The sequence below is a fragment of the Terrabacter sp. P5_B1 genome (assembly GCF_056400505.1).
Map to the genome: position 1 here is coordinate 1 of NZ_JBFULD010000006.1, position 20799 is coordinate 20799.

At 70.0% G+C, this 20799-nt stretch carries 21 protein-coding genes; 13 read left to right on the plus strand and 8 right to left on the minus strand.

The window, feature by feature from the left end; translation table 11 throughout:
* A partial coding sequence (locus tag AC1DP0_RS01075) for a glycoside hydrolase family 15 protein (protein WP_478081978.1) occupies nucleotides 1-858 on the plus strand: 858 nt, incomplete at its 5' end.
* Between the two features lie 17 nt (nucleotides 859-875).
* Nucleotides 876-2309, plus strand: a complete 1434-nt coding sequence (locus tag AC1DP0_RS01080) for an MFS transporter (RefSeq protein ID WP_478081980.1) — start codon at nucleotides 876-878, stop codon at nucleotides 2307-2309.
* On the opposite strand, the gene AC1DP0_RS01085 is transcribed toward AC1DP0_RS01080, so the two are convergent.
* From AC1DP0_RS01085 to AC1DP0_RS01095, 3 genes are read right to left on the minus strand one after another with little or no spacing between them, the layout of a single operon-like run.
* A complete protein-coding gene (locus tag AC1DP0_RS01085; RefSeq protein ID WP_478081982.1) occupies nucleotides 2306-2539 on the minus strand; it encodes a biotin/lipoyl-containing protein in 234 nt (77 codons plus the stop codon). The genes AC1DP0_RS01080 and AC1DP0_RS01085 overlap by 4 nt on opposite strands.
* Complete coding sequence (locus AC1DP0_RS01090; RefSeq protein ID WP_478081984.1) at nucleotides 2536-3582, minus strand: alpha-ketoacid dehydrogenase subunit beta; 1047 nt, start codon at nucleotides 3580-3582, stop codon at nucleotides 2536-2538. The genes AC1DP0_RS01085 and AC1DP0_RS01090 overlap by 4 nt, the downstream gene beginning before the upstream one ends.
* Nucleotides 3583-3592: 10 nt before the next feature.
* On the minus strand, nucleotides 3593-4624 hold the full coding sequence (locus AC1DP0_RS01095) for a thiamine pyrophosphate-dependent dehydrogenase E1 component subunit alpha (protein WP_478081986.1): 1032 nt from the start codon (nucleotides 4622-4624) through the stop codon (nucleotides 3593-3595).
* Nucleotides 4625-5068: 444 nt separating this feature from the next.
* On the opposite strand from AC1DP0_RS01095, the gene AC1DP0_RS01100 reads away from it, so the two are divergent.
* From AC1DP0_RS01100 to AC1DP0_RS01115, 4 genes are all read left to right on the plus strand, one after another.
* On the plus strand, nucleotides 5069-5992 hold the full coding sequence (locus tag AC1DP0_RS01100; RefSeq protein WP_478081988.1) for a cupredoxin domain-containing protein: 924 nt from the start codon (nucleotides 5069-5071) through the stop codon (nucleotides 5990-5992).
* A gap of 244 nt (nucleotides 5993-6236) precedes the next feature.
* Nucleotides 6237-8360: a bifunctional lysylphosphatidylglycerol flippase/synthetase MprF gene (locus AC1DP0_RS01105; protein ID WP_478081990.1), complete on the plus strand. Its 2124-nt coding sequence runs from the start codon at nucleotides 6237-6239 to the stop codon at nucleotides 8358-8360.
* A 497-nt stretch (nucleotides 8361-8857) separates the two neighbouring features.
* Entirely contained in the window at nucleotides 8858-10249 is a 1392-nt protein-coding gene (locus AC1DP0_RS01110; protein WP_478082045.1) for an NAD-dependent malic enzyme, read from the plus strand.
* A 196-nt stretch (nucleotides 10250-10445) separates the two neighbouring features.
* The gene (locus AC1DP0_RS01115) at nucleotides 10446-10580 is read left to right on the plus strand and encodes a hypothetical protein (protein ID WP_478082047.1); all 135 of its coding nucleotides are present in this window, start codon (nucleotides 10446-10448) and stop codon (nucleotides 10578-10580) included.
* A 13-nt stretch (nucleotides 10581-10593) separates the two neighbouring features.
* Here AC1DP0_RS01115 and AC1DP0_RS01120 read toward each other — a convergent pair whose 3' ends face one another.
* Genes AC1DP0_RS01120 through AC1DP0_RS01130 form a run of 3 tightly spaced genes read right to left on the minus strand, consistent with a single transcriptional unit; the run spans nucleotide 10594 to nucleotide 11890 of the window.
* Nucleotides 10594-10833, minus strand: coding sequence for a hypothetical protein (locus AC1DP0_RS01120; protein ID WP_478081992.1), 240 nt, complete (start codon nucleotides 10831-10833; stop codon nucleotides 10594-10596).
* Nucleotides 10830-11576: an RNA polymerase sigma factor gene (locus tag AC1DP0_RS01125; RefSeq protein ID WP_478081994.1), complete on the minus strand. Its 747-nt coding sequence runs from the start codon at nucleotides 11574-11576 to the stop codon at nucleotides 10830-10832. Before AC1DP0_RS01125 ends, AC1DP0_RS01120 begins: the two co-directional genes overlap by 4 nt.
* Nucleotides 11573-11890 carry a hypothetical protein gene (locus AC1DP0_RS01130; RefSeq protein WP_478081996.1) on the minus strand — a complete coding sequence of 106 codons (318 nt, stop codon included), beginning with the start codon at nucleotides 11888-11890 and terminating at the stop codon, nucleotides 11573-11575. The genes AC1DP0_RS01125 and AC1DP0_RS01130 overlap by 4 nt, the downstream gene beginning before the upstream one ends.
* Before the next feature lie 167 nt (nucleotides 11891-12057).
* Between AC1DP0_RS01130 and AC1DP0_RS01135 the strand changes: the two genes are divergently transcribed.
* From AC1DP0_RS01135 to AC1DP0_RS01150, 4 genes are all read left to right on the plus strand, one after another.
* Nucleotides 12058-12519, plus strand: a complete 462-nt coding sequence (locus AC1DP0_RS01135; protein WP_478081998.1) for a hypothetical protein — start codon at nucleotides 12058-12060, stop codon at nucleotides 12517-12519.
* Nucleotides 12520-12522: 3 nt separating this feature from the next.
* Nucleotides 12523-13452 (plus strand): patatin-like phospholipase family protein, encoded by a 930-nt coding sequence (locus AC1DP0_RS01140; RefSeq protein WP_478082000.1) that lies wholly within the window; start codon nucleotides 12523-12525, stop codon nucleotides 13450-13452.
* Nucleotides 13449-14090, plus strand: coding sequence for a GTP cyclohydrolase I FolE (gene folE, locus AC1DP0_RS01145; protein ID WP_478082002.1), 642 nt, complete (start codon nucleotides 13449-13451; stop codon nucleotides 14088-14090). The genes AC1DP0_RS01140 and folE overlap by 4 nt, the downstream gene beginning before the upstream one ends.
* A 157-nt stretch (nucleotides 14091-14247) precedes the next feature.
* Nucleotides 14248-15105, plus strand: a complete 858-nt coding sequence (locus AC1DP0_RS01150) for an SDR family oxidoreductase (protein WP_478082004.1) — start codon at nucleotides 14248-14250, stop codon at nucleotides 15103-15105.
* Between the two features lie 13 nt (nucleotides 15106-15118).
* Here the strand turns inward: AC1DP0_RS01150 and AC1DP0_RS01155 are convergent, their stop codons facing one another.
* Nucleotides 15119-15526 carry a transferase gene (locus tag AC1DP0_RS01155; protein ID WP_478082006.1) on the minus strand — a complete coding sequence of 136 codons (408 nt, stop codon included), beginning with the start codon at nucleotides 15524-15526 and terminating at the stop codon, nucleotides 15119-15121.
* A 227-nt stretch (nucleotides 15527-15753) separates the two neighbouring features.
* On the opposite strand from AC1DP0_RS01155, the gene AC1DP0_RS01160 reads away from it, so the two are divergent.
* The 3 genes from AC1DP0_RS01160 to AC1DP0_RS01170 all read left to right on the plus strand — a co-directional run bounded on the left by AC1DP0_RS01160 (nucleotide 15754) and on the right by AC1DP0_RS01170 (nucleotide 19050).
* On the plus strand, nucleotides 15754-16764 hold the full coding sequence (locus AC1DP0_RS01160; protein ID WP_478082008.1) for an aldo/keto reductase family protein: 1011 nt from the start codon (nucleotides 15754-15756) through the stop codon (nucleotides 16762-16764).
* A 117-nt stretch (nucleotides 16765-16881) separates the two neighbouring features.
* Nucleotides 16882-18546: an NERD domain-containing protein gene (locus AC1DP0_RS01165; RefSeq protein WP_478082011.1), complete on the plus strand. Its 1665-nt coding sequence runs from the start codon at nucleotides 16882-16884 to the stop codon at nucleotides 18544-18546.
* Between the two features lie 75 nt (nucleotides 18547-18621).
* Complete coding sequence (locus AC1DP0_RS01170) at nucleotides 18622-19050, plus strand: hypothetical protein (protein WP_478082013.1); 429 nt, start codon at nucleotides 18622-18624, stop codon at nucleotides 19048-19050.
* A gap of 30 nt (nucleotides 19051-19080) precedes the next feature.
* On the opposite strand, the gene AC1DP0_RS01175 is transcribed toward AC1DP0_RS01170, so the two are convergent.
* On the minus strand, nucleotides 19081-20670 hold the full coding sequence (locus AC1DP0_RS01175) for an HNH endonuclease signature motif containing protein (protein WP_478082015.1): 1590 nt from the start codon (nucleotides 20668-20670) through the stop codon (nucleotides 19081-19083).
* Nucleotides 20671-20799 lie beyond the last annotated feature (129 nt).

A 20799-nucleotide genomic window follows, 5' to 3' on the forward strand; every position in this document is an offset into this window, starting at 1 on the left:
GAGGAGGTCCTCGAGCACTGGGAGGGCTATCGCGGCTCGGCGCCGGTGCGCATCGGCAACGGCGCGGCCGACCAGCTGCAGCTCGACATCTACGGCGAGGCCATCGACAGCCTCTACCGCGTCGAGCAGCGGGGCATCGGGACGGGTCACGACGGGTGGCTGAGGCTGAGTGGGCTCCTCGACTGGCTCACCGACAACTGGGACCAGCCCGAGGAGGGCATCTGGGAGACGCGGGGTGGACGGCAGGACTTCACCTACGGTCGGGTGATGAGCTGGGTCGCCTTCGACCGCGGCCTCCGACTGGCGGACGCCAAGGGCCGCCCGGCTCCGCTCGAGCGGTGGCGGCAGGCCCGCGACGCCATCTACGCCCAGGTGATGGAGCGTGGTTGGAGCGAGCGGCGCCAGGCGTTCGTCCAGCACTACGCCACCGACGTGCTCGACTCCTCCCTGCTCCGCATGGCAGCGGTGGGGATGATCTCGCCGACCGACCCGCGCTGGCTCTCCACGCTCTCGGCGATGGACGGTGAGCTCGTGACCGACAGCCTCGTCTACCGCTACGACCCCGCGGCGTCACCGGACGGCCTGCGCGGCTCGGAGGGGACGTTCTCCCTGTGCACCTTCGCGTACGTCGACGCCCTCGCCCGCGCAGGCATGGTCGACCAGGCGCGCCTGACCTTCGAGAAGATGCTGACCTACGCGAACCACCTCGGGCTCTACTCGGAGGAGATCGCCCTCACCGGTGAGCAGATCGGCAACTTCCCCCAGGCGTTCACACACCTGTCCCTCATCGACGCCGCGATCACCCTGGACCGGAGGCTGGACGAGAAGGCCGCCGGGCGGATCGTCCGGACCGGCTGACGACGGAAGGCGGCCAGATGACTGAGGCAAGGACGAGCGGACGACCGTCGAGTGCGCTGCGCAGGGTTCTGGTGCCGCTTGCCCTCGCCCAGTTCATCTGCAGCTTCGCCGGCTCGAACATGAACGTGATGATCAACGACATCAGCAAGGACCTGGGCACGACGGTGCAGGGCGTGCAGATCGCCATAACCCTCTTCCTGCTGGTCATGGCGGCGCTGATGATTCCCGGCGGCAAGCTGACCRTCCGCTACGGCCGCAAGCGGTGCTTCGTCGCCGGTCTCGTCCTCTACGGCATCGGTGCCCTGCTCAGTGCGGTCTCTCCCGGTCTGGGCGTTCTCATCCTCGGCAACTCGATCTTCGAGGGCGTTGGGACGGCGCTGCTGATCCCGCCCGTCTACATCCTCACAACCCTGCTGTTCACCGAGCTCACCACCCGCGCGCGGGCCTTCGGAGCGATCAGCGCACTGGGTGGCATCGGCGCCGCCGCGGGCCCGCTGATCGGCGGCCTGATCACCTCGGCCATCAGCTGGCGGGCAGCGTTCGTGTTCCAGGCCCTCGTCATCGCCGTGATCCTCTGGCTGAGCCGGCGGATCGAGGACCCGGTGCCGGCGGATCCGAGCCGCATCTTCGACACGCTCGGCGCGGTCCTGTCCGCAGCCGGCCTCGTGCTCGTCGTCATGGGGATCCTGGCTGCCGACACCAACATCTGGTTGACCCTGGGCCTGATCCTCGGCGGCGCGCTCGTCCTCGTCGGCTTCTTCGCCGAGGTGCGCGCCAAGGAACGCGCCGGCGTCGAGCCGCTGCTCCCGACGGCGCTGTTCCGGAAGCGGACCTCCAACCTGGGCCTCGTCACTCAGAACGTCCAGTGGCTGATGCTGCTCGGGGTGTCGTTCACGGTCGCGGCATACCTCCAGGTCGTGCGCGGGTACGACGCCATCCAGACCGGCGTGATCTTCAGCGCGGCGACGGTCGGCCTGCTCCTCTCCTCGCTCGGTGCGGAGCGCTTCGCGCGGCGACGCGCCCAGCGGACGCTCATCGTGGCGGGATTCGTCCTCACCATCGGGGGAATCGCCCTGCTCATCGTCATGGTCGGGACGTCGCCGAGCACCTGGGCCTTCGTGCCGGGGCTCTTCCTCATCGGCTTCGGGCTCGGCGGGATGCTCACCCCGTCGGTCAACATCGTCCAGTCCAGCTTCCCCGAGGAGCTCCAGGGCGAGATCTCCGGGTTGTCGCGCAGCGTGTCCAACCTCGGTTCCTCGCTGGGCACCGCGATCGCCGGCACGATCCTCGTGGCCGGACTCAGCCATGGGGCGTATGCCGCCGCGATGGCCGCGTTGGCCGCCTTCGGACTCGTCGGGCTCGGGGTCGCGTTCTTCCTGCCGCACGACCTGCCGCACGCATTGGCGCCCGACCGCGCCGGCACGACCTCCCGGGATGACCAGGATCCCTAGTCGATCCGGGCGATGGGAGCTCCCTGCACCACGCTGGCCTCCTCGTCGACGAGCAGATGGACGACTCCGGCCACCGGTGCCACCACCTCCGCGGCCACCTTGTCGACCTGGACCTCGGCGATGAGCTGGGCGGCCGAGACGGTGGCGCCCTCCGGCACGAACCACGTGGCAAGGACGCCCACGGCCTGCGGTGACTCCTTGGACAGGGCCGGGAACAGGACGTCGGTCATATGGCCACCGCGCGGTGGACCGCCTTCTCGATCCGCTCGTGACGTGGAAGCACTGCGTACTCCAGCACGTGGGCATACGGGATCGGCACGTCCGGCACGGCCACCCGCTGTACCGGCACCCTCAGCATCGTCGGGTCGTGGTCGGTCACCGTCGCTACGACTTCGGCCGAGAGCCCGAACGAGCGGTAGTCCTCGTCGACGACCACCAGGCGACCGGTCTTCGCCACCGACGTGAGGATCGCGTCGCGGTCGAGCGGCACCAGGCTGCGCAGGTCGATGACCTCGACGTCGATGCCGTCGGCCGCGACCTTCTCTGCCACATCGAGCGCGTGGTGCACTGACAACGAGACCGTGACGACCGTGACGTCACGACCCTCCCTCGCCACGGCCGCCCGGCCGATCGGGACGACGTGCTCGCCCTCGGGCACGTCAGCGATGGAGCGGGCGTTCTTGGCCATCCACGGCAGCCCCATGACGCCCTTGTGGAACATGTAGACCACAGGACTGTCGTCACGGATCGCAGCGGTCATGAGGCCTTTCGCGTCGGCAGGGTTGCTGGGAACGACGACCTTCATCCCGGGCAGGTGGGCGAAGGTGCCCCAGAGGCACTGCGAGTGCTGCGCGCCGTCGGAGTAGCCGCCGCCGACCGCCATGGTCAGCACCATCGGCACCGTGACGTTGCCTCCGGACTCGAAGTGGATCTTCGCCATGTGGTTGTAGATCTGATCGAGGCAGACGCCCATGAAGTCGGCGAACATGAGCTCCACGACGGGTCGCATGYCCTCGACGGCGGCACCGATGCCGAGCCCGATGAAGGCGGTCTCGGAGATCGGGGTGTCGATGACCCGTTCGGGGCCGAACCGGTCGAGAAGCCCGGTCGTCGAGCTGAAGATGCCGCCGTAGGCGCCGACGTCCTCGCCCAGGTACAGCACGGATGGGTCGCGCTCCATCTCCTGGGCGATCGCCTCGACCATGGCCTTCGAGGTGGTCAGTCGGCGGTTGGTCGCCGGGGTGGGGGCAACGGGGGTGTCAGTGATGGCCATCGTCGTCTCCTCAGGCGAACACGTAGGACGTTGCCGACGCGGGCTCGGGCAGCGGGCTGTTCTTGGCGTAGTCGACGGCATCCTCGACGCGTTCCACAGCGGCGCCGTGGATGCGGTCGACCGTTGCGTCATCGAGGAGCCTTCGCTCGCGAAGACGGTTCTCGTAGTGGGGGATCGGGTCGTGCGAGGTCACGTCGGCGAGCTCGGGCCGGTAGCCCTGGGCGTCCCCTTCGAAGTGCCCCCACATGCGCAGGGTGTGCACTTCGAGGAGGCTGGGGCCGGCGCCCGACCGGGCGCGCGCGACGGCCCGTTGTGCCGCGGCATACACGGCCTCGACGTCGTTGTCCTCGATCCGCTCACCGGGTATGCCGTAGGCCGCGGCGCGGTCGGCGTTCGACGGGATCGCCGTGGCCACGTCGCGCCGCACCGAGATGGCCCAGTCGTTGTCCTCGACGACGAAGACGACCGGTAGTGACCACCGCGCCGCGAGGTTGAGCGACTCGTGGAAGGCGCCCTGGTTGGCAGCTCCCTCCCCGGTGACTGCGACGGCGATCCGGTCGGTTCCCTTGCGCTGGATGGCGAAAGCCTGGCCAAGGGCGGGCGGGTAGCCCTCGGCGATGATGCCGGAGCAGGAGAAGTGGGTGGCGGGGTCGAACAGGTGCATGTGGCCCCCGCGGCCGCGGCCGAGGCCTGTCTCGCGGCCGAAGATCTCTGCGGTCATGCGACGCAGGTCCACGCCGTGCGCGATGGCGAGGTGGTGGGGGCGGTGGGTCGCGGTCAGTGCGTCGTCGACCGTGAGGTGCGCGCACACGCCGGCTGCGACTGGTTCCTGACCGGCGGACAGGTGCATCTCGCCCGGCACGAGGCCCTTGCCGATGTCGAACCCCGGCCCCTTGTCGGCGTGGTACTCGCGAAGGATGGCTTCCTCGTAGGTCCGACACAGGACCATCGTCGAGTAGAGCCCGAGACGGGCTTCGGCGTCGAGCGTGTCGTCGGGAGCGAGCTCGCCAGTGGGTGGCGGTGGTTGGGCGTGCGTCGTCATGACGACCTCCAGGTGCCCGGGCGGTGGTGGAGGGATGGCGCCTCCGGGAGTGGGGCGACGAGACCGGCACGGTCGTCCCGGGGGAACCGGCTGGCCAGTGTCCAGCGTAGGCACCGTGCGCGCCGTCGTTCAGCAAAGCAGACGAATCTCAGGGAGGGGATGACCCTGGTGCGCCGTAGACGCACGTAAAGCCTTACGCCCCAGTCGAAGTGGGGACAGTCGAGGAGACCCGCAAGCCGGGTGCATGTCTTCGTATCGAGCCCTTTGTCGGGGGATTCGGCGTAAACGGATCTTCTCGTTCTTTGCCTTCGGGGCGTGGCGCACTGGTCCTACATTGGTCTGTCCCCCCGGCCGCTTTCGGCCGTGACCGGAAGCGCGCCACTCACCCACGGGCCGAGGAGGCCTGGTATGAAGAAGACCCGTTTGTCGCATCGAATCCGGTTGGTGGTCGCCGCTCTGTGTGCCGCGGCGCTGGCCCTGCTCCTGGTCCCCGGAGTCACCGCCCAGGCCAGAACGAGCGCGGACCGCGAGGTCCGCACCTGGAACGTCCAGGTCGGTCAGGAGTCGCCCGACGACGCCATCCAGGGAATGGCATTCCTGCCGGGCACGATCTGGATCAATGTCGGAGACCGGATCATGTGGACGGCGAAGGCAGGGGAGATCCACACGGTGACCTTCCTGGCCAAGGGCGACTCGCTGACACCCTTCGACCCGTCGAACCCGAGCCAGCTGTTCCGCCAGGGCGGCCGGCACTACGACGGCGTCTCCTACTACAACTCGGGCATCATGACGGACGAGTCCGACTCGGGCTTCGCGGCGTCACGCACCTACACCCTCACCTTCGACAAGGTGGGCTCCTTCACCTACTGGTGCCTCGTCCACGGAACGATGATGAAGGGCGTGGTGAACGTCCGACCCGCCGGGACGCACTACCCCTACTCGCAGGGACAGTACGACCGCCGGAGCGCCGCGCAGGCCGAGAGAATCATCGCCGATGGCCGGCGGCTCTGGGCAAGCACCGCCGCACTCGCGACGAGGAGCACCGTCTTCGCCGGCGCCGATGACGGCGTGGCCATGGTCATGCGCTTCATCAGGCCGACCGTCCACGTGCGCGTCGGCCAGAGCGTCACGTGGCGCAACGCGGGCATGGCGGCTCCGCACACCGTCACGTTCGGGCCCGAGAAGGCCAACATCTTCGCTCCCTACGGCGACCCCACCCACTTCAGCGGCGGCCAGCTGAACTCGGGGATCATGGAGCCCGGTGGGTCCTTCACCGTGACCTTCACCAAGGCCGGCACGTACCCGTACGTCTGTGCCCTGCACGACTACATGGGCATGGTGGGCACCGTGGTGGTCAGCGACCGGTAGACGGCTCCACCGAGCCGCCCAGGGGCCACGCGCCCACGGCGGATCCATCGCCAGAGCGGTTCGGACCCGTGTCCGAGCCCCTCTCGCGGTGGCGAACTGCTCACGGGGCAGGTCCGATCACTGCAGAGAGCGTCACGAACGAGTAGCCGCGCGCACGCAGCTCGGTGATCACCTGCGGCACACCGCCGTTCCCAGATCGGCCAAAGCCTCGACGCGAGCCGTCCAGCGGCGGGAGCATGGAAGCATGTCTCGTCTCCGGACGGTGACACGTCGCCTCCCCTTGACGAGCACCCTCGTGGTCGCCGTCTTGGTGCTGTCGGTGTGGTCTCGAGGCCTCTGGAGCCCCCTCCGCGGTCAGCCGTTGGGCGACTCTGTGACCTACGGTCTGCCGGCCCTCCAGCAGGGCTCGTGGTGGACCGTCCTCACGGGCGCGTTCTTCGCCGTGGAACCGCAGCAGTACGTACCGATCCTGTTGGGGCTCATGGTCTTCGGAGGTTTCACCGAGTGGCGGCTCGGGACCCCGCGGTGTGCGGTGGCCCTGTTGTCCTGCCACGTGGTCGCCGTCCTGGGCGCGGCGGTCCTGCTGGGGGTGACGCGACACCACGGCTACGAGTGGACCACCACGCTCTCCCTGGTCCGCGACGCCGGTCCGTCGGCGGGCTTCCTCGGCGCGGCGGCTGCCGCCTCCGTGACCTTGACCCCGCCCTGGCGCGGGCGCGTGCGCACCCTGCTCGTGGCGTACGTCGTGCTCTTCGTCATCCACATGGGCGCGCTGGCCGATCTCGAGCACGTCCTGGCCGTGGGGTTCGGCCTGCTCCTCGGCCCCTTCCTCGTCGGCCGATCACCGTCGCTGACGTTCAGGCACCTGACCCGACGGGACTTCCGGCTGCTCGCGTCCGGCTTCTTCCTCGTTGCCGCCGCCGAGGTCCTCCTGCGGCCCTTCACCACCGCCGACGGCCCGTTCGCGGTCACCATGACCCCGGAGGCGCGGGCCGAGGAGCTGACCCACGCCGACCTGTGGCTCGGCGTCGTCCAGGTGCTGCTCTGGCTCTGGCTCGCCCGGTCGCTCTACAAGGGTCGGCGCTGGGCGTGGCGCTGGGCTGTGGGACTGCTGCTCGTCGTCATCGTCATCCAGATCCTCAACCTCGGATGGATGGTGGTGGTCGGCGAACGGGGACTGCTCGCTGCCGGCTGGGAGCTCCTCGGCAACGGGCTCGGCCTGTCCGTCTGCATCGTGGGCCGCCACGCCTTCCGCAACCCGTCACCCCGCCGGGCGCGGCGCACCAGTGGCAGCCTGGTGGCGCCGGCGGACGACGACCAGCGCTCGCGCGCCACGCGGTTGCTGCAGGAACACGGCACGGTCAACCGTCTGGCGTGGATGACGACCTGGCCCGAGAACCGGTGGTTCGCGCCGTCCTCGATGCATGGATACGTGGCGTATCGGGTGCACGCCGGCGTCGCCCTCGGCCTGTGCGACCCCGTCGGCGACTCCGAGGAGGAGCGGTCGGGACTGCTCGGCGAGTTCGCGAACGTCGTCCACGGGCAGGGCCTGGTGCCCTGCCTCTTCACCGTGACCTCGGAGACCTCGAGCCACGCGCGCGACCAGGGCTGGCACTCGCTCCAGGTGGCGGAGGAGGCGTGGATCGACCTGCCCACCCTCGACTTCGTCGGCAAGTCGTGGCAGGACGTCCGGACGGCCATGAACCAGGCGGCCAAGCTCGGGATCTGCTTCCGCATCGGCCCGCTGGCAGACATGCCGCGCGGGATCCAGATGCAGGTGAAGGCCATCTCGTCCGAGTGGGTGGAGGACAAGGGCCTGCCCGAGATGGGCTTCACGCTCGGCGGTGTCGACGAGGCCCTCGACCGCCACGTCCGCGTCGGCCTGGCCATCGACGGCGACTCGACGGTGCACGGCATCACGTCCTGGATGCCGTTCCACGCGACCGGGGGTGGTGACCCCGCCGGTTGGACTCTCGACGTCATGCGGCGGCTGCCTCACGGCTTCCGCTACTCCATGGAGTTCCTCATCGCCTCGGCCTGCGTGACCTTCAAGGAGGAGGGGTGCCCCGTGGTCTCCCTCTCCGGTGCGCCCCTTGCCCGCACCTCTCCGTCTGTGGGTGAGGAGTCCCTCGACCGGGGCACGCTCGACACCTTCCTCGACCGGCTGGGCGCCTCCTTGGAGCCCTACTACGGATTCCGTTCCCTGCAGGCCTTCAAGTCGAAGTTCCAGCCGCGCTACGAACCGCTCTACCTCGTCTTCCCGGACGAGGCGGCGCTCCCGCGCATCGGACTGGCGCTCAGCCGCGCCTACCTGCCGGACGCCGGGATGCGCGACCTCGTGACCCTGGCACGTTCGGGTCGCGGGTGACCGGGTGGGTCGACGGTCCGGTCGCGGGCCCCGAGCTTCATCAGCAGCCGGCTCACGTGCGTCTCGGCGGTCGCCGGCACGTTCGGCATCGCCTACGTCGAGGCCCTGGTGATGTACGTGCTCGTGGGGTGCACTCGCTGCCGGTCGACGTCGCCCAGCTGTGGATCGGCGCCACCGTGGCCAYCGCCCTCTACGGCCTCGTCGGTGTGGCCCTTTGCGCGCTCACGCGCAACACCGTCGCTGCCATCATCGGCGCCATCACCTGGGTGATGGTCATGGAGGCAGGCATCCTCGGCAGCCTGGCCCCGGACGTCGCCCACTGGCTGCCCGCCGGCGCCGCCATCGCCCTGACGAGCGTCGGCACGGCAGCCCAGGGCGCCCTGAGCCCGACGGTGGCGGCACTGGTGCTCGCGGGCTGGACGCTGCTGATCACGGTCCCTTGGCGCGGGTGGAGGATGAAGGCATCGACAACGTTGCGTCGCGCGAGAGGACTGTCAATGGCCACCCCGAGTCCTGGCTACTCGATCACGATCCGGGTCGAGCTTCCTGCCGCCGCCAACGCGACCGCGGCCCTCACGACAGCCGTCGCATCCACGGGTGGCGCCCTCACCGCGCTCGACGTGGCGGAGAGCCGGACCGACCGCCTCGTCGTCGACGTCACCTGCGACACGAGCGACGAGGCCCACGCACTGCTCATCACCGACGCCATCGCGGCCATCCCAGGTGCGGTGGTGCGCAAGGTCAGTGACCAGACCTTCCTGCTCCACCTCGGCGGCAAGATCGAGGTCAACCCCAAGGTGCCGCTCAAGCACCGTGACGACCTCTCGCGCGCCTACACGCCGGGGGTGGCGCGCATCTGTCGGGCCATCGCGGAGCACCCCGAGGATGCCCGCCGCCTGACCATCAAGCGCAACACCGTCGCCGTCGTCACCGACGGGTCGGCCGTGCTGGGTCTGGGCAACATCGGCCCGCTCGCAGCCCTCCCGGTCATGGAGGGCAAGGCGGCGCTCTTCAAGCAGTTCGGCGGCGTCGACGCGTGGCCCGTCTGCCTCGACACCCAGGACTCGGATGCCATCGTCGACACGGTGCGCGCGATCGCGCCCGTCTACGGCGGCATCAACCTCGAGGACATCTCTGCGCCCAGGTGTTTCGAGATCGAGGCTCGCCTGCGGGAGCTGCTCGACATCCCCGTGTTCCACGACGACCAGCACGGCACGGCGATCGTCGTCCTCGCGGCCCTGAAGAACGCGCTCCGGGTCGTCAACAAGTCCATCGACGACGTGCGCATCGTCGTCTCCGGCGTCGGTGCGGCCGGCCATGCCGTGATCCGCCTCCTGCTCACCCAGGGCGCGCGCGACATCGTGGCGTGCGGTCGCACCGGTGCGGTCCACAACTCCACCGAGGGGATGGAGCCCTTCCGCCAGTGGATCGCCGACCACACCAACCCCCACCGCCAGAGCGGCACCCTCAAGGAGGTCCTCGTCGGCGCAGACGTCTTCATCGGCGTCTCCGCGCCAGACCTGCTCACCGGCGACGACATCGCGACGATGGCGCCGAACGCGATCGTCTTCGCCCTCGCCAACCCGGTCCCGGAGGTCGACCCGATCGCCGCGAGCGAGCACGCGGCGGTCGTGGCGACCGGTCGTTCCGACGCACCCAACCAGATCAACAACGTGCTCGTCTTCCCGGGCTTCTTCCGCGGTCTGCTCGACGCCCACGTCTCCGAGATCACCGACGCGATGATGGTCGCGGCTGCCTCCGCGATCGCCGACTCGGTCCAGCCCGACGAGCTCAACGCGAGCTTCATCATCCCGAGCGTCTTCGACGCCACCGTGGCACCTGCAGTGGCCGCGGCCGTTCGCCGGGTGGCAGGCCCGCCCAGGCTCTGACCCTGCAGACACGTCAGCTGGGTCGCACCGGTCGTCAGGTCTGTCGTCGGTCTGGGCTGCAGGCAGCTCGGCGCCGACTGAGGTCACGTCGACGAGTCCGATGCCCTGGCCGTCCTCCACGCGGCGGAGGCGTTCACGATCGACGCGCTCGGCGCCTGGTCCGACCGCAGCGTCGGGGGTCGGGATCATCGCTCGCGTGCCGCTCGCGAGCGGGCTGCTGTCGGGCAGGTACGACGAGAACACGCTCGACCCGCTCGGCGACGACGTCCTCGACGGGCTGCGGGACACCTMCGACGAGGAGATCCGGGAGCACGTCCACACCCGCTGGTGACCGGATCGGGTCGTCACCGCCCTCTCAAGAGGTCGATGAGCGACCGTGCCTCCTCGTCGCAGGCGGAGCACCCGCGCAGGTGCGTGGTCATCGCCTCGTCGCGGTGCTGCGGGTCGTGGACCGACGCCTCCGCATACGTGTCCATCCGCTCGAAGCACTCCTCGCACGAGAGCCAGGGTGTCGTGTCCTGCAGGAGCGACTCGACCGCCTGCTCGGTCAGCGCAACGGGTCGGGGTCGGGGTGTCTGGCTCATCGCGTGCCTGCCGAGGGGGTAGGGGAGGGGTCGTGATCGGTCCGGGGTGTCCGGGGTGAGTGTGCCTGTGACGCAGGGAGATAGCCCTTGGCGGTGAGCTCGCGCCGGAGGCGGACACGCACGTCGTGGAGAGTCTTGTAGAGGGCTCCGCGGCTGGTGCCGAGCCGTTCGGCGAGGACGTCGATGGGGACTGCATCGACGAGGAGCGCGACCGCGATGCGTCGCTGGTAGGGCGTGAGGACCCGCCTCATCGCCCGGGCCACAGCGCCCGCGAGGTCCGTGCCTTCCGCGGACAGCTCAGGACCGTCGTGCCCAGGTGACGGCTGCTCGAGGTCGCGCAGCTCGACCTCGCGGTGCTGCCACTGCAGGCGCCGAACCTCGGTCGCCGCCTGGAGGATGGCGAACTTGAACGCCCACGTCGTGAAGCGGCTCCTGCCCTGGAAGGTGTGCAGCTTGCCGAGGAGCGCGGTCATGGCCTCGTCCGCCGCCTGGTTGACGATGACGTCGACCGCGCCGGGCGAGGGGTCTGGCAACGCGGCCCGCATGCGCCACACCTGGTGAGCGGCCGCGCGGATCATCAGCGCGTGGAGCTCGCGCAGTGCCGTCACCTGGTCGGGACCCGTGCCGCCGAGTGCGGTGACCCAGTCCAGCGGGTCCGCTTCACCGATCCCGGCAGGGGAGTCCGCGTCCGACGATGACCGAGCCGTGACGGGGGTTGGGTCGTCCCTTCGCACGGTCGTCATCGGCTCGCCCGCGGCTCGTCGACGTGGACATCCACGTCGACACCCACGGCGACATCCACGTCGACGTCGACGTCGACATCGACATCGTCGAGCGGCGCGAGGATCCGCGCCGCGAGCTCGGGCGGGCAGCCGGCGTCGACGAGCTCGAGCAGGGCGTGCAGGTCGATGTGCTTGCCGGCCAGCGACCTGGCCAGGGCAGCCGGGAACCCGGCCTCGCGCAACCGGCACCAGCGCCACTCGACGACGTCGAGCGGGGGTCCTGGCGAGCGGCAGGGCGCTGGGGAGGCGTGGGGACGGAACTGGTCGATGATCATGTCCTGTTTGCCGCCGCGAGCGTCTCTCGTCTTACCGGCGGCCCTCGCACCGTCGGTAAGACCTGTGTTCCCTGACCGCACTAACACTCCGTCAGCGTCCCACCGCCGCGCGCCGATGTCCTGGAGAGCGGCCGGTCGGACACCGCGTCACCCGTCCAGGAGGACACATGGCCACCATCGGAAGCCACCACTCGACCCTCGAGAGCCAGGCGCGCACCCGACCGCAGGGGAGCGACCCGGCACGCCAGGCGTACGCGATTCTGCGGACGGCCTTCGTGGCCGCGCCGATCGTCTTCGGACTCGACAAGTTCACCAACATCCTCGTCCACTGGGACCAGTACCTCGCGCCCGTCCTCTCGCGGCCACTGCCCGTCACGCCCCACCGGGCCATGTATGCCGTGGGCGTCGTCGAGGTCGTTGCCGGCCTCGTCGTCGCGTTCCACCCTCGCCTCGGCGCCCTCGTCGTGGCCGCGTGGCTCGGCGGCATCATCGTCAACCTGCTCCTGCTCCCCGGCTTCTACGACGTGGCGCTGCGTGACTTCGGGCTGCTGCTCGCGGCAGTGGCGCTGCAACGGCTGGCCACCCGCTTCGACCCGCGGCCCCTGCTGTGGCCGCTGCGCCGGGGCTGAGTCGTGACCACGGCGTTCGTGCTGACGGGCGGCGGCAGTCTCGGCGCCGTGCAGGTCGGCATGCTGGCCGCCCTGCACGAGCGCGGGGTCGAGCCCGACCTGCTCGTCGGCACGTCCGTCGGAGCGGTGAACGCCGCCTACCTCGCCGGCCCGGGTGGCCCGAGCGGGACCGGCAACGCCAGCACCACGTCGGCGGGCCAGCGGCTGGAGGCGCTCGCCCGGCTGTGGCGGGACATGCGGCGCCACGACGTCTTCCCGTTCGACCCACGACGCTGGTTCGGCGCCATGCGCGGCGGCCAGCCGTCGATGTTCCCGGGGACGGGACTCGAGAGGCTCCTGCAGCGCCACCTCGGCTACGAGACGCTCCAGCAGGCACGCATCCCGGTGGAGGTCACGGCCACCGACCTCGTCACCGGGAAGGGGCTGGTCCTGGGCGCCGGCCCGTCGGTCAGCGCCGTCCGTGCGAGCGCGGCGGTACCCGGCGTGCTGCCACCGGTGGTCCGGGACGGCCGGACACTCGTCGACGGCGCGATCGGCGAGCTTGACGTCCTGGCGCACACGGCGGCTCCCGGCGTGACGGACATCTACCTGCTGCCCGCCGGCTACCCCTGCGCCGGGACCCCACCGAGGACGGCGCTCGGCATCGCCCTGAGCTCCCTCAGCCTGCTGCTGCACCGCCAGCTCATCGCCCAGGTCCGGGGGTATGCCGGTGTGGCGCAGCTGCACGTCGTCCCCCCGCTGTGCCCGCTGACCGTCTCGCCGGCTGACCTCACCCAGACGTCGGAACTCATGGCTCGGGCGCGTGAGAGCACCAAGGGCTGGCTCGAGGCGCGAGGCGACCCACTCGACGCGAGCGTCCTCGCGCTGCACACCCATCACGCGCCACCCCACCCCACCCGAGTGCCCGCACCCCAGGAAGGACCCATCCCGTGAACCCGTCACTCTTCCGGCCAGAGGCCACGGCCCCGACGCATCACCGCACGCGCACGTCGTGGTCGGGCACCGGCCCCGTCCTGGAACCGGACCTCGAACGCGCAGCGGCCGGAGCGCGCATCCTGCTGGAGGCCTTGGGCGTCGACCTCGACAACGAGTCCCTCGCCCGCACTCCGGAACGGATGGCGGCTGCCCTGGGGGAGCTGATGAGTCCCAGACCCTTCCACCTGACGACGTTCCCGAACGACGGCGGCTACGACGAGCTCATCGTCGCGAGAAGCATCCCGCTCCGATCGCTGTGCGAGCACCACATGCTGCCGTTCGTCGGGACCGCCCACATCGGCTACCTTCCGGGCACGCGCATCCTCGGGCTCTCGAAGCTGGCTCGAGTCCTCGAACACTTCGCTTCGCGCCCGCAGGTGCAGGAGAGGCTGACGGTCCAGGTGGCCGACTGGTTGAGCGCCCAGCTCTCGCCCGTCGGTGTCGGCGTGGTCATCGAGGCCGAGCACCTGTGCATGACCCTCCGGGGCGTGCAGGCTCCCGGGACGACGACCATCACGTCCAGCCTGCTCGGAGTCCTTCGTGAGGACTCCCGATCCCGCGCCGAGTTCCTCGCCCTGACCCGGTCGCCCGGCTGAACGGCATACGTCGGCGGGTGCCCGGAGGCGCACGAGAGCAGCGGATCGAATCAACCGGCTGACCGCGTATGCCGTCCGGTGGCAGCCTGAGAGGGACGCGAGTTCCACCCGCGCCGCGTGTCCCTCGCCAAGGGGCAGTCCCGGAAGGACCATGGCCATGATCGCGGTCATCGGCGGCACCGGCCGCCTCGGTCGTCTCGTCTCGGCACGCCTCGTCGAGGCAGGTGAGCAGGTCCGAGTCGTTGCGAGGTCGGCGCCGAGCGCCGCGGTCCCGGGGGCGGAGTTCGTCGCTGCCGACCTGCGCGACCCGTCGACCCTGGCGCCCGCGCTCAACGGCGTCGACAGGGTCGTGGCCGCGGCACACGGCATGTCGCCGGCCGCGGGAGAGTCGCCGGCAGAGGTCGACCGCGACGGCAACATCGCCCTCATCGAGGCATCGAGGACGCGCAGGGCCGACGTCGTCCTCGTCTCCCTCGTCGACGCCTCGGCGCACCACCCGATCGAGCTCCACCGGATGAAGTGGGCAGCCGAGCAGCACCTTCGAGCGAGCGGCGTCGGCTGGACCATCGTGCGGGCATCGGCCTTCGCGGAGATGTGGATCGAGATGCTCGCCGAGACGGCGCAGGGTGGCAAGGGGCCGCAGGTCTTCGGCGACGGGAACAACCCCATCAACTTCGTCAGCGTCGAGGACGTCGCTGTCGCCGTCGCCCGTGCGGCGACGGACGCCACCCTGCGCGGGCAGGTGATCGAGGTCGGCGGACCGGACGACCTCACCCTGAACGAGCTCGCCGGGCTGGTCCGGCCGAACGTCGCTGCACGTCACCTACCGCGTCGGGCGCTGCAGGTCATGGGCCAAGCCGCTCGACCCGTGCGGCCGTCGTTGGCCCGGCTGGCCCGCACGAGCCTGGCCATGGATCGTGCCGACCTGCGCTTCGACGCRYCAACCGCTCATGCGGCATACCCCTGGCTGCCGTGCAGCTCCGTGCGCGACCTCGCGCACGCGGCAACCCGCTGAGACCCGGGGGAACTCAGGCCGCGTGGCGGCGTGGGGAGCTCGAGCGCACGACAGATCCCGCGCGGATGACGTCGTCGCTGTCGACGCGCGCCCCGTCCCAGACGTGCGCGTCGGCGCCGATCTTGGCGCGAGCGCCGATCCGGGCGTCGCGGCCGATCACCGCGCCCGGAGCGACGTGCGCGGTGGTGCCGATGCTGGCTCCGTCGTGGACGACCGCACCGCGGTCGATCCAGCCGCCGCTGGCGATGCGGGCGCCCTCTCCGACGACCGCTCCCCGGTCGACGTAGGCGTGCTCGCCGACGAAGGCCGTCGGGGCGACGTGGGCGTGCGACTCGACGAATCCGCCACCGTTGTYGTGGCGGGCGTAGCGCAGCATGGTTCCGTTGTCCTCTTCGAACTCCTCATACTTCCTTCGCCTCATGGTGCACCCCCTTCCTGGTCCGGGCATGAGCACGGTGCCCACGCATTCCTCGTGCGAATCAACATTCAAGTCAGGATGAAGATTCCGTCGTGACCGGCGGTCTTGGCACCGGTCCTCGAACAACGTTCTTACCCGCCCCCACAGTTCCTGCCACGCCCGATTCGTCCCGTCTCACCAGGCGACCGGGCGCCTCTGGCGCTGTCGGCAGGGCGGCATACGGTAGAAGGATGAACTTCCGATACCTCGGCAACAGCGGACTCAAGATCTCCGAGATCACCTACGGCAACTGGCTCACCCACGGCTCACAGGTCGAGAACGACGTGGCCACCAAGTGCGTCCGCGCCGCGCTCGATGCCGGCATCAGCACCTTCGACACGGCAGACGTCTACGCCAACACCAAGGCCGAGAGCGTGCTCGGCGAGGCCCTCAAGGGCGAACGGCGCGAGAGCCTCGAGATCTTCACGAAGGTCTACTGGCCCACCGGCCCGGGCGGCAAGAACGACACCGGGCTGTCGCGCAAGCACATCATGGAGTCGATCAACGGCTCGCTCGCGCGCCTCCAGACCGACTACGTCGACCTCTACCAGGCCCACCGTTACGACACCGAGACACCGCTCGAGGAGACGATGCAGGCCTTCGCCGACATCGTCCGCCAGGGCAAGGCGCTCTACATCGGCGTGAGCGAGTGGACGGCCGACCAGATCCGCGAGGGCGTCACTCTCGCAAAGCAGCTCGGCTTCCAGCTCATCTCGAGCCAGCCGCAGTACTCCATGCTCTGGCGCGTCATCGAGGACGAGGTCGTCCCGACGTGCGAGGAGCTCGGCGTCAGCCAGATCGTGTGGAGCCCCATCGCGCAGGGCGTGCTGACGGGCAAGTACCAGCCCGGCCAGCAGCCGCCTGAGGGCTCGCGCGCCGCCGATGAGAAGGGCGGCGCCGACATGATCAAGCGGTTCATGAACGACGACGTGCTGACCCGGGTGCAGAACCTCAAGCCGATCGCCGATGAGGCGGGTCTGACGATGGCGCAGCTCGCCGTCGCCTGGGTGCTCCAGAACCCGAATGTCGCCGCGGCCCTCGTGGGCGCTTCGCGCCCGGAGCAGGTCGCCGAGAACGTCAAGGCCGCCGGCGTGAAGCTCGAGCCCGAGCTCATGACGAAGATCGACGACGTCCTCGGAGACATCGTCGAGAAGGACCCGGGCAAGACGAAGGAGACTGCGCCGCAGCAGCGCGTCGCCTGACGCTCGCTCGCAGAGCTGGGCATCACCCCCGAGGGCGTATGCCGTCCGCCGCGATCCGCTGGGACGCGCCGGACGGCATACGCCCTCTTGCCTCACCCGAGCGGCTACGGTCGCGCCATGGTCAGGCTGGTGGGGGAGACGCCGCGCTTCGCGCACGAGTCGGAGCGCGTGGTGTGGGAGCAACTGTGTCGCGCGGCAACGGACGACACCGTCCTCATCCCGAACGTCCGCCTGACGTCGGCCCTGAAGGACCACGAGCTCGACGTCGTCGTGATCATGCCGGGGGTCGGCGTCGTGGTCGTGGAGGTCAAGGGCGGCAGCGTCTCGGTCGACCCGCAGGGACGGTGGTGGACCGGCGGCGGCACGCGTCGCAGMCGCATCCGTCCGGTCGACCAGTGTCGCGACGGCAAGTACGCCCTGCGCGCGTTCGTCGAGGGCGATCCCCGGTGGAAGGCACGACACAGCCGGGTGCGGTGGGGACACGCGATCGTGGTGCCGTACACCGACGTGGCGGACGACTTCGCGACACGCGACTGTCCTCGCTGGATGATCAGCGGCCGGGGCGACCTCAGGGACCTCGCGGGTCGGCTGCGCGACGTGTGCGAGCTGCAGGAGAACACCCAGCGCGTGCCGAACGCCGAGGACGTCGAGCTCATCCTCGAGATCCTCACCGGTCGGAGCTTTCCCGTGTACGACCTGGCCGGCGAGGCCGATGAGCGGGAGGCGGCTGCTGACCGACTCACGCAGGAGCAGGCGACCCTGTTGTCGGTCACGAGGCTCATCAAGCGCATGGAGATCCGCGGGGGAGCCGGCAGCGGAAAGACGATTCTGGCCCTGACCCAGGCCAAGGACCTCACCCGCGGGCAGGGCGATCGCAAGGCGCAGCGTGTCGCCCTCGTCTGCTACTCGATCGGGCTCTCGCAGTACTTCAAGCGACAGCTCGCCGGGGTGCCGCGCCAGCACCGGCCCGCGTTCGTGGGGTCGTTCGAGGATCTCGCGAACGAGTGGGGCATCGACACGGCATCGCACGACCGGAACGACGCCGACTTCTGGGAGCGGGATCTCGCGGCCCGGATGGCCGAGATCGCCGCGGGCCTGTCTGACGGCATGAAGTTCGATGCCGTCATCGTCGACGAGGCGCAGGACTTCGCTGACCACTGGTGGCACCCGCTCATGAAGGCGCTCCGTGACGAGGACGAGGGTGGTCTCTACGTCTACTCGGACGAGAACCAGCGGATCTTCGCCCGATTCGGCCAGCCCCCGGTGCCGCTCGTCCCGCTCGTGCTGGACCACAACCTGCGCAACACCCAGCAGATCGCTCGGGCGTTCGGGCCGCTCGCCCCCATGCGGATGCACCTGCGCGGGGGACCGGGCGCCGAGGTCCAATTCGTGCCCTGCGAACGGGAGGCCGCGATCAGCAGCTCCGACGACCAGGTGGACCTGCTCCTCGAGGGTGGCTGGCAGCCGCAACACGTGGCGCTGCTCACCATGGGGTCACGACACCCGGCGCAGGTCGAACGGCAGGAGGCAGACGGTCATGTCGGCTACTGGCGGTCCTTCTGGGACAACGACGATGTCTTCTACGGCCACGTCCTCGGTTGCAAGGGCCTCGAGCGTCGGGCGGTCGTGCTCTGCGTCAACGCGAAGACCACCGACCGCGCCCGCGAGATGCTCTACGTAGGCATGTCCCGTGCCACCGACGAGCTGGTCGTGGTCGGCGATCCGGGCTTCATCCGCGAGATCGGCGGCGACCAGGTGGCCCATCGGCTCGGCATCGGCTGATCCTCGTCGTCGAAGGTCGAGCGGCTTGGGGACAACTTCGACGGGCCGGTGGCTCACGGGACGACCATGGCGGTCATGACCTTCGAAGACCTGCCACCTCGGGCCAGTGAGATCCCCCTGACCAACCGACGCGTCGCCGCGGACGTCATCGACCTCATCATCAGCGATGCGGACCGGGCGACCGGGTGCGTCGCCCTGATGATCTGCGACTCCGAGGACCGAGGCATCCAGCCGGTCGTGCTGCATGACGTGCCGCCCGACGCCGATCTCAGCGGTTTCGCCCAGCTGCTCGACATGCTGTTGCCGCTCGTCGCCGAGAAGCACGGTGCGGTCCTCATCGGCCGCGGGCGACGGCATGGGACGGCGCCGAGCGACACCGATCGGGCATGGCACCAGCTGACCATCGACCGGTGTGCCGACCACAAGGTCGACCTGCTCGGCTACTACCTCGCGACCGCCGATGGTGTGTTCAGGCTCCCCGAACCGCTCTCGGCGGCCTCCTGACGTCCGTGGTGGTCCGGCCGGGGACGCTGCTCAGAAAGGCGGGGGATCGTCCCCGAGAGACCTCGACCGTGACGTAGTGTCCGACCGGGCGGAGAGCGCCCTCGCTTGGTCGCGGACCGCCTCGAGCCAGTCCTTCGGGTGGGTGTCGTAGATGCGAGCGGCCTTGGTGCGCCAACGGACTCGATCGCCGTCGCGGCGCACGAACCAGTGCCCGTTGGTGTGCAGGTTGTGGTGCGCCCGGTGCTTGCTGGTCAGGTTCGCGACCTCCGTCGGGCCGTGTGGCCATGGGATGTCGTGGTCGAGGTCGCACCGAGCGGCCGGCACCGTGCAGCCCGGCGCGCGACAGGTGCCGTCGACGGCCTCGACGTGCGCGCGCATCGCCGCAGTCGGCCGGTAGGCGCGGGTCTCGACGTGCAGGGCGCCCCCGGTGCCGGCGTCGACGAGGAGGCGGCGCCACGTCGAGTCGTCGTGGAGCATGATCCGACGGGCGTGATCAGCGGTGACCCATCCGTGGCCGACGACTTCACACGGCGCGCCGGTGAGGCCGACTGCCGTCGTCCACGGGACGACGAGCGTGATGCGGGCGGCAGGCCGGCGCCCGAGACGGGTGAACCACTCACCCATCCGTCGGGATGCGTCGTCGCGCCCGGCCGGCGAGCCCGGAGCCGGACAGGGTACGGCGGCGCTCTCGGGCCAGCCGAACATGAGGATGTCGGTGATGACGTCGGCACGCAGCGAGTCCAGGTCGCGGGGATCGCCTGCCTGTCGGGCGGCGCGGGCAATGGCGTCGACGCGCTCCATGGCGGCGATGACCTTGTCTGCGTCGTTGACGAGGTTGAGCGCCCCGAGGCCGTCGCGGTCGATCTGCGCGTGAGCACCACGACGGCGGCGTGCCCTGCGTCGGCGGTCGGCGGCTTCGCGGTCGGCTGCCAGGCAGGCGCGGGTCAGTCGCTGACGGAAGAGAGTGGGGGAGGGCGGCGCACCGTCCTTGGGCCGCAGGACGGCGTCGACGACGTCAGGGCCGCACTCGACCGGCAACGTGGCGATCTCGGCGTGGATGGTGCAGGCCCGGTAGAGACTCACGGCACCTCGCTGGAGGCGACCCCGCAACGATGCGGCACCCGGCGTGGGGGCGGTGGCGAGGGCGAGGCGCGCGCGAACGTCGTGCGTGCCGAGCCCCGTTGCCGTGCAGACCTCCAAGGCCGTCAGCTCGTCGGCATCGATCCATCCAGCCGGCCTCGTCCGGTCGAGCTCGGCGAAGCGCGCCAGCTCGCTCGACTCGATGGTGGAGCGCAGGCGGGCCAGCGCCTCCAGGCCGACGGCGTCCAGAACCGCCTTGCAGCGCTCGACCGACTCGACTACCCGCAGCTCCGCGTCAGCCTCGGCCTCGAGCTCTGACCGAGCCTCGTCGGGCGCCGTGGGTGTCAGATCGTCGGCGACGGCCTCGAGCAGCTCGCGGACGAGTGCTGGCATCACGTGGGTGAGCAGGGACTCGGCCACGTGCTTGCGCAGGGTGCGCTCGAGCGGCGGGAGGTCGCGCTGCCGGACCGGGATGTGGGTCTCTGCGCGGGTCCGGAACAGACCGGCGAGACTGTCGAGGTCGACGACCGCCTCGCTCATGTGGGCGGCGCCGAGCAACGTCGTGTCGCCTACTACCCCTGTCCCGCCCATAGTCAATTAGAACACCTGTTCGACGCAGGATCAAGGGTCGCCGGGGAGATTCACCTTCGCCGCGGTGCTGGCGACCCG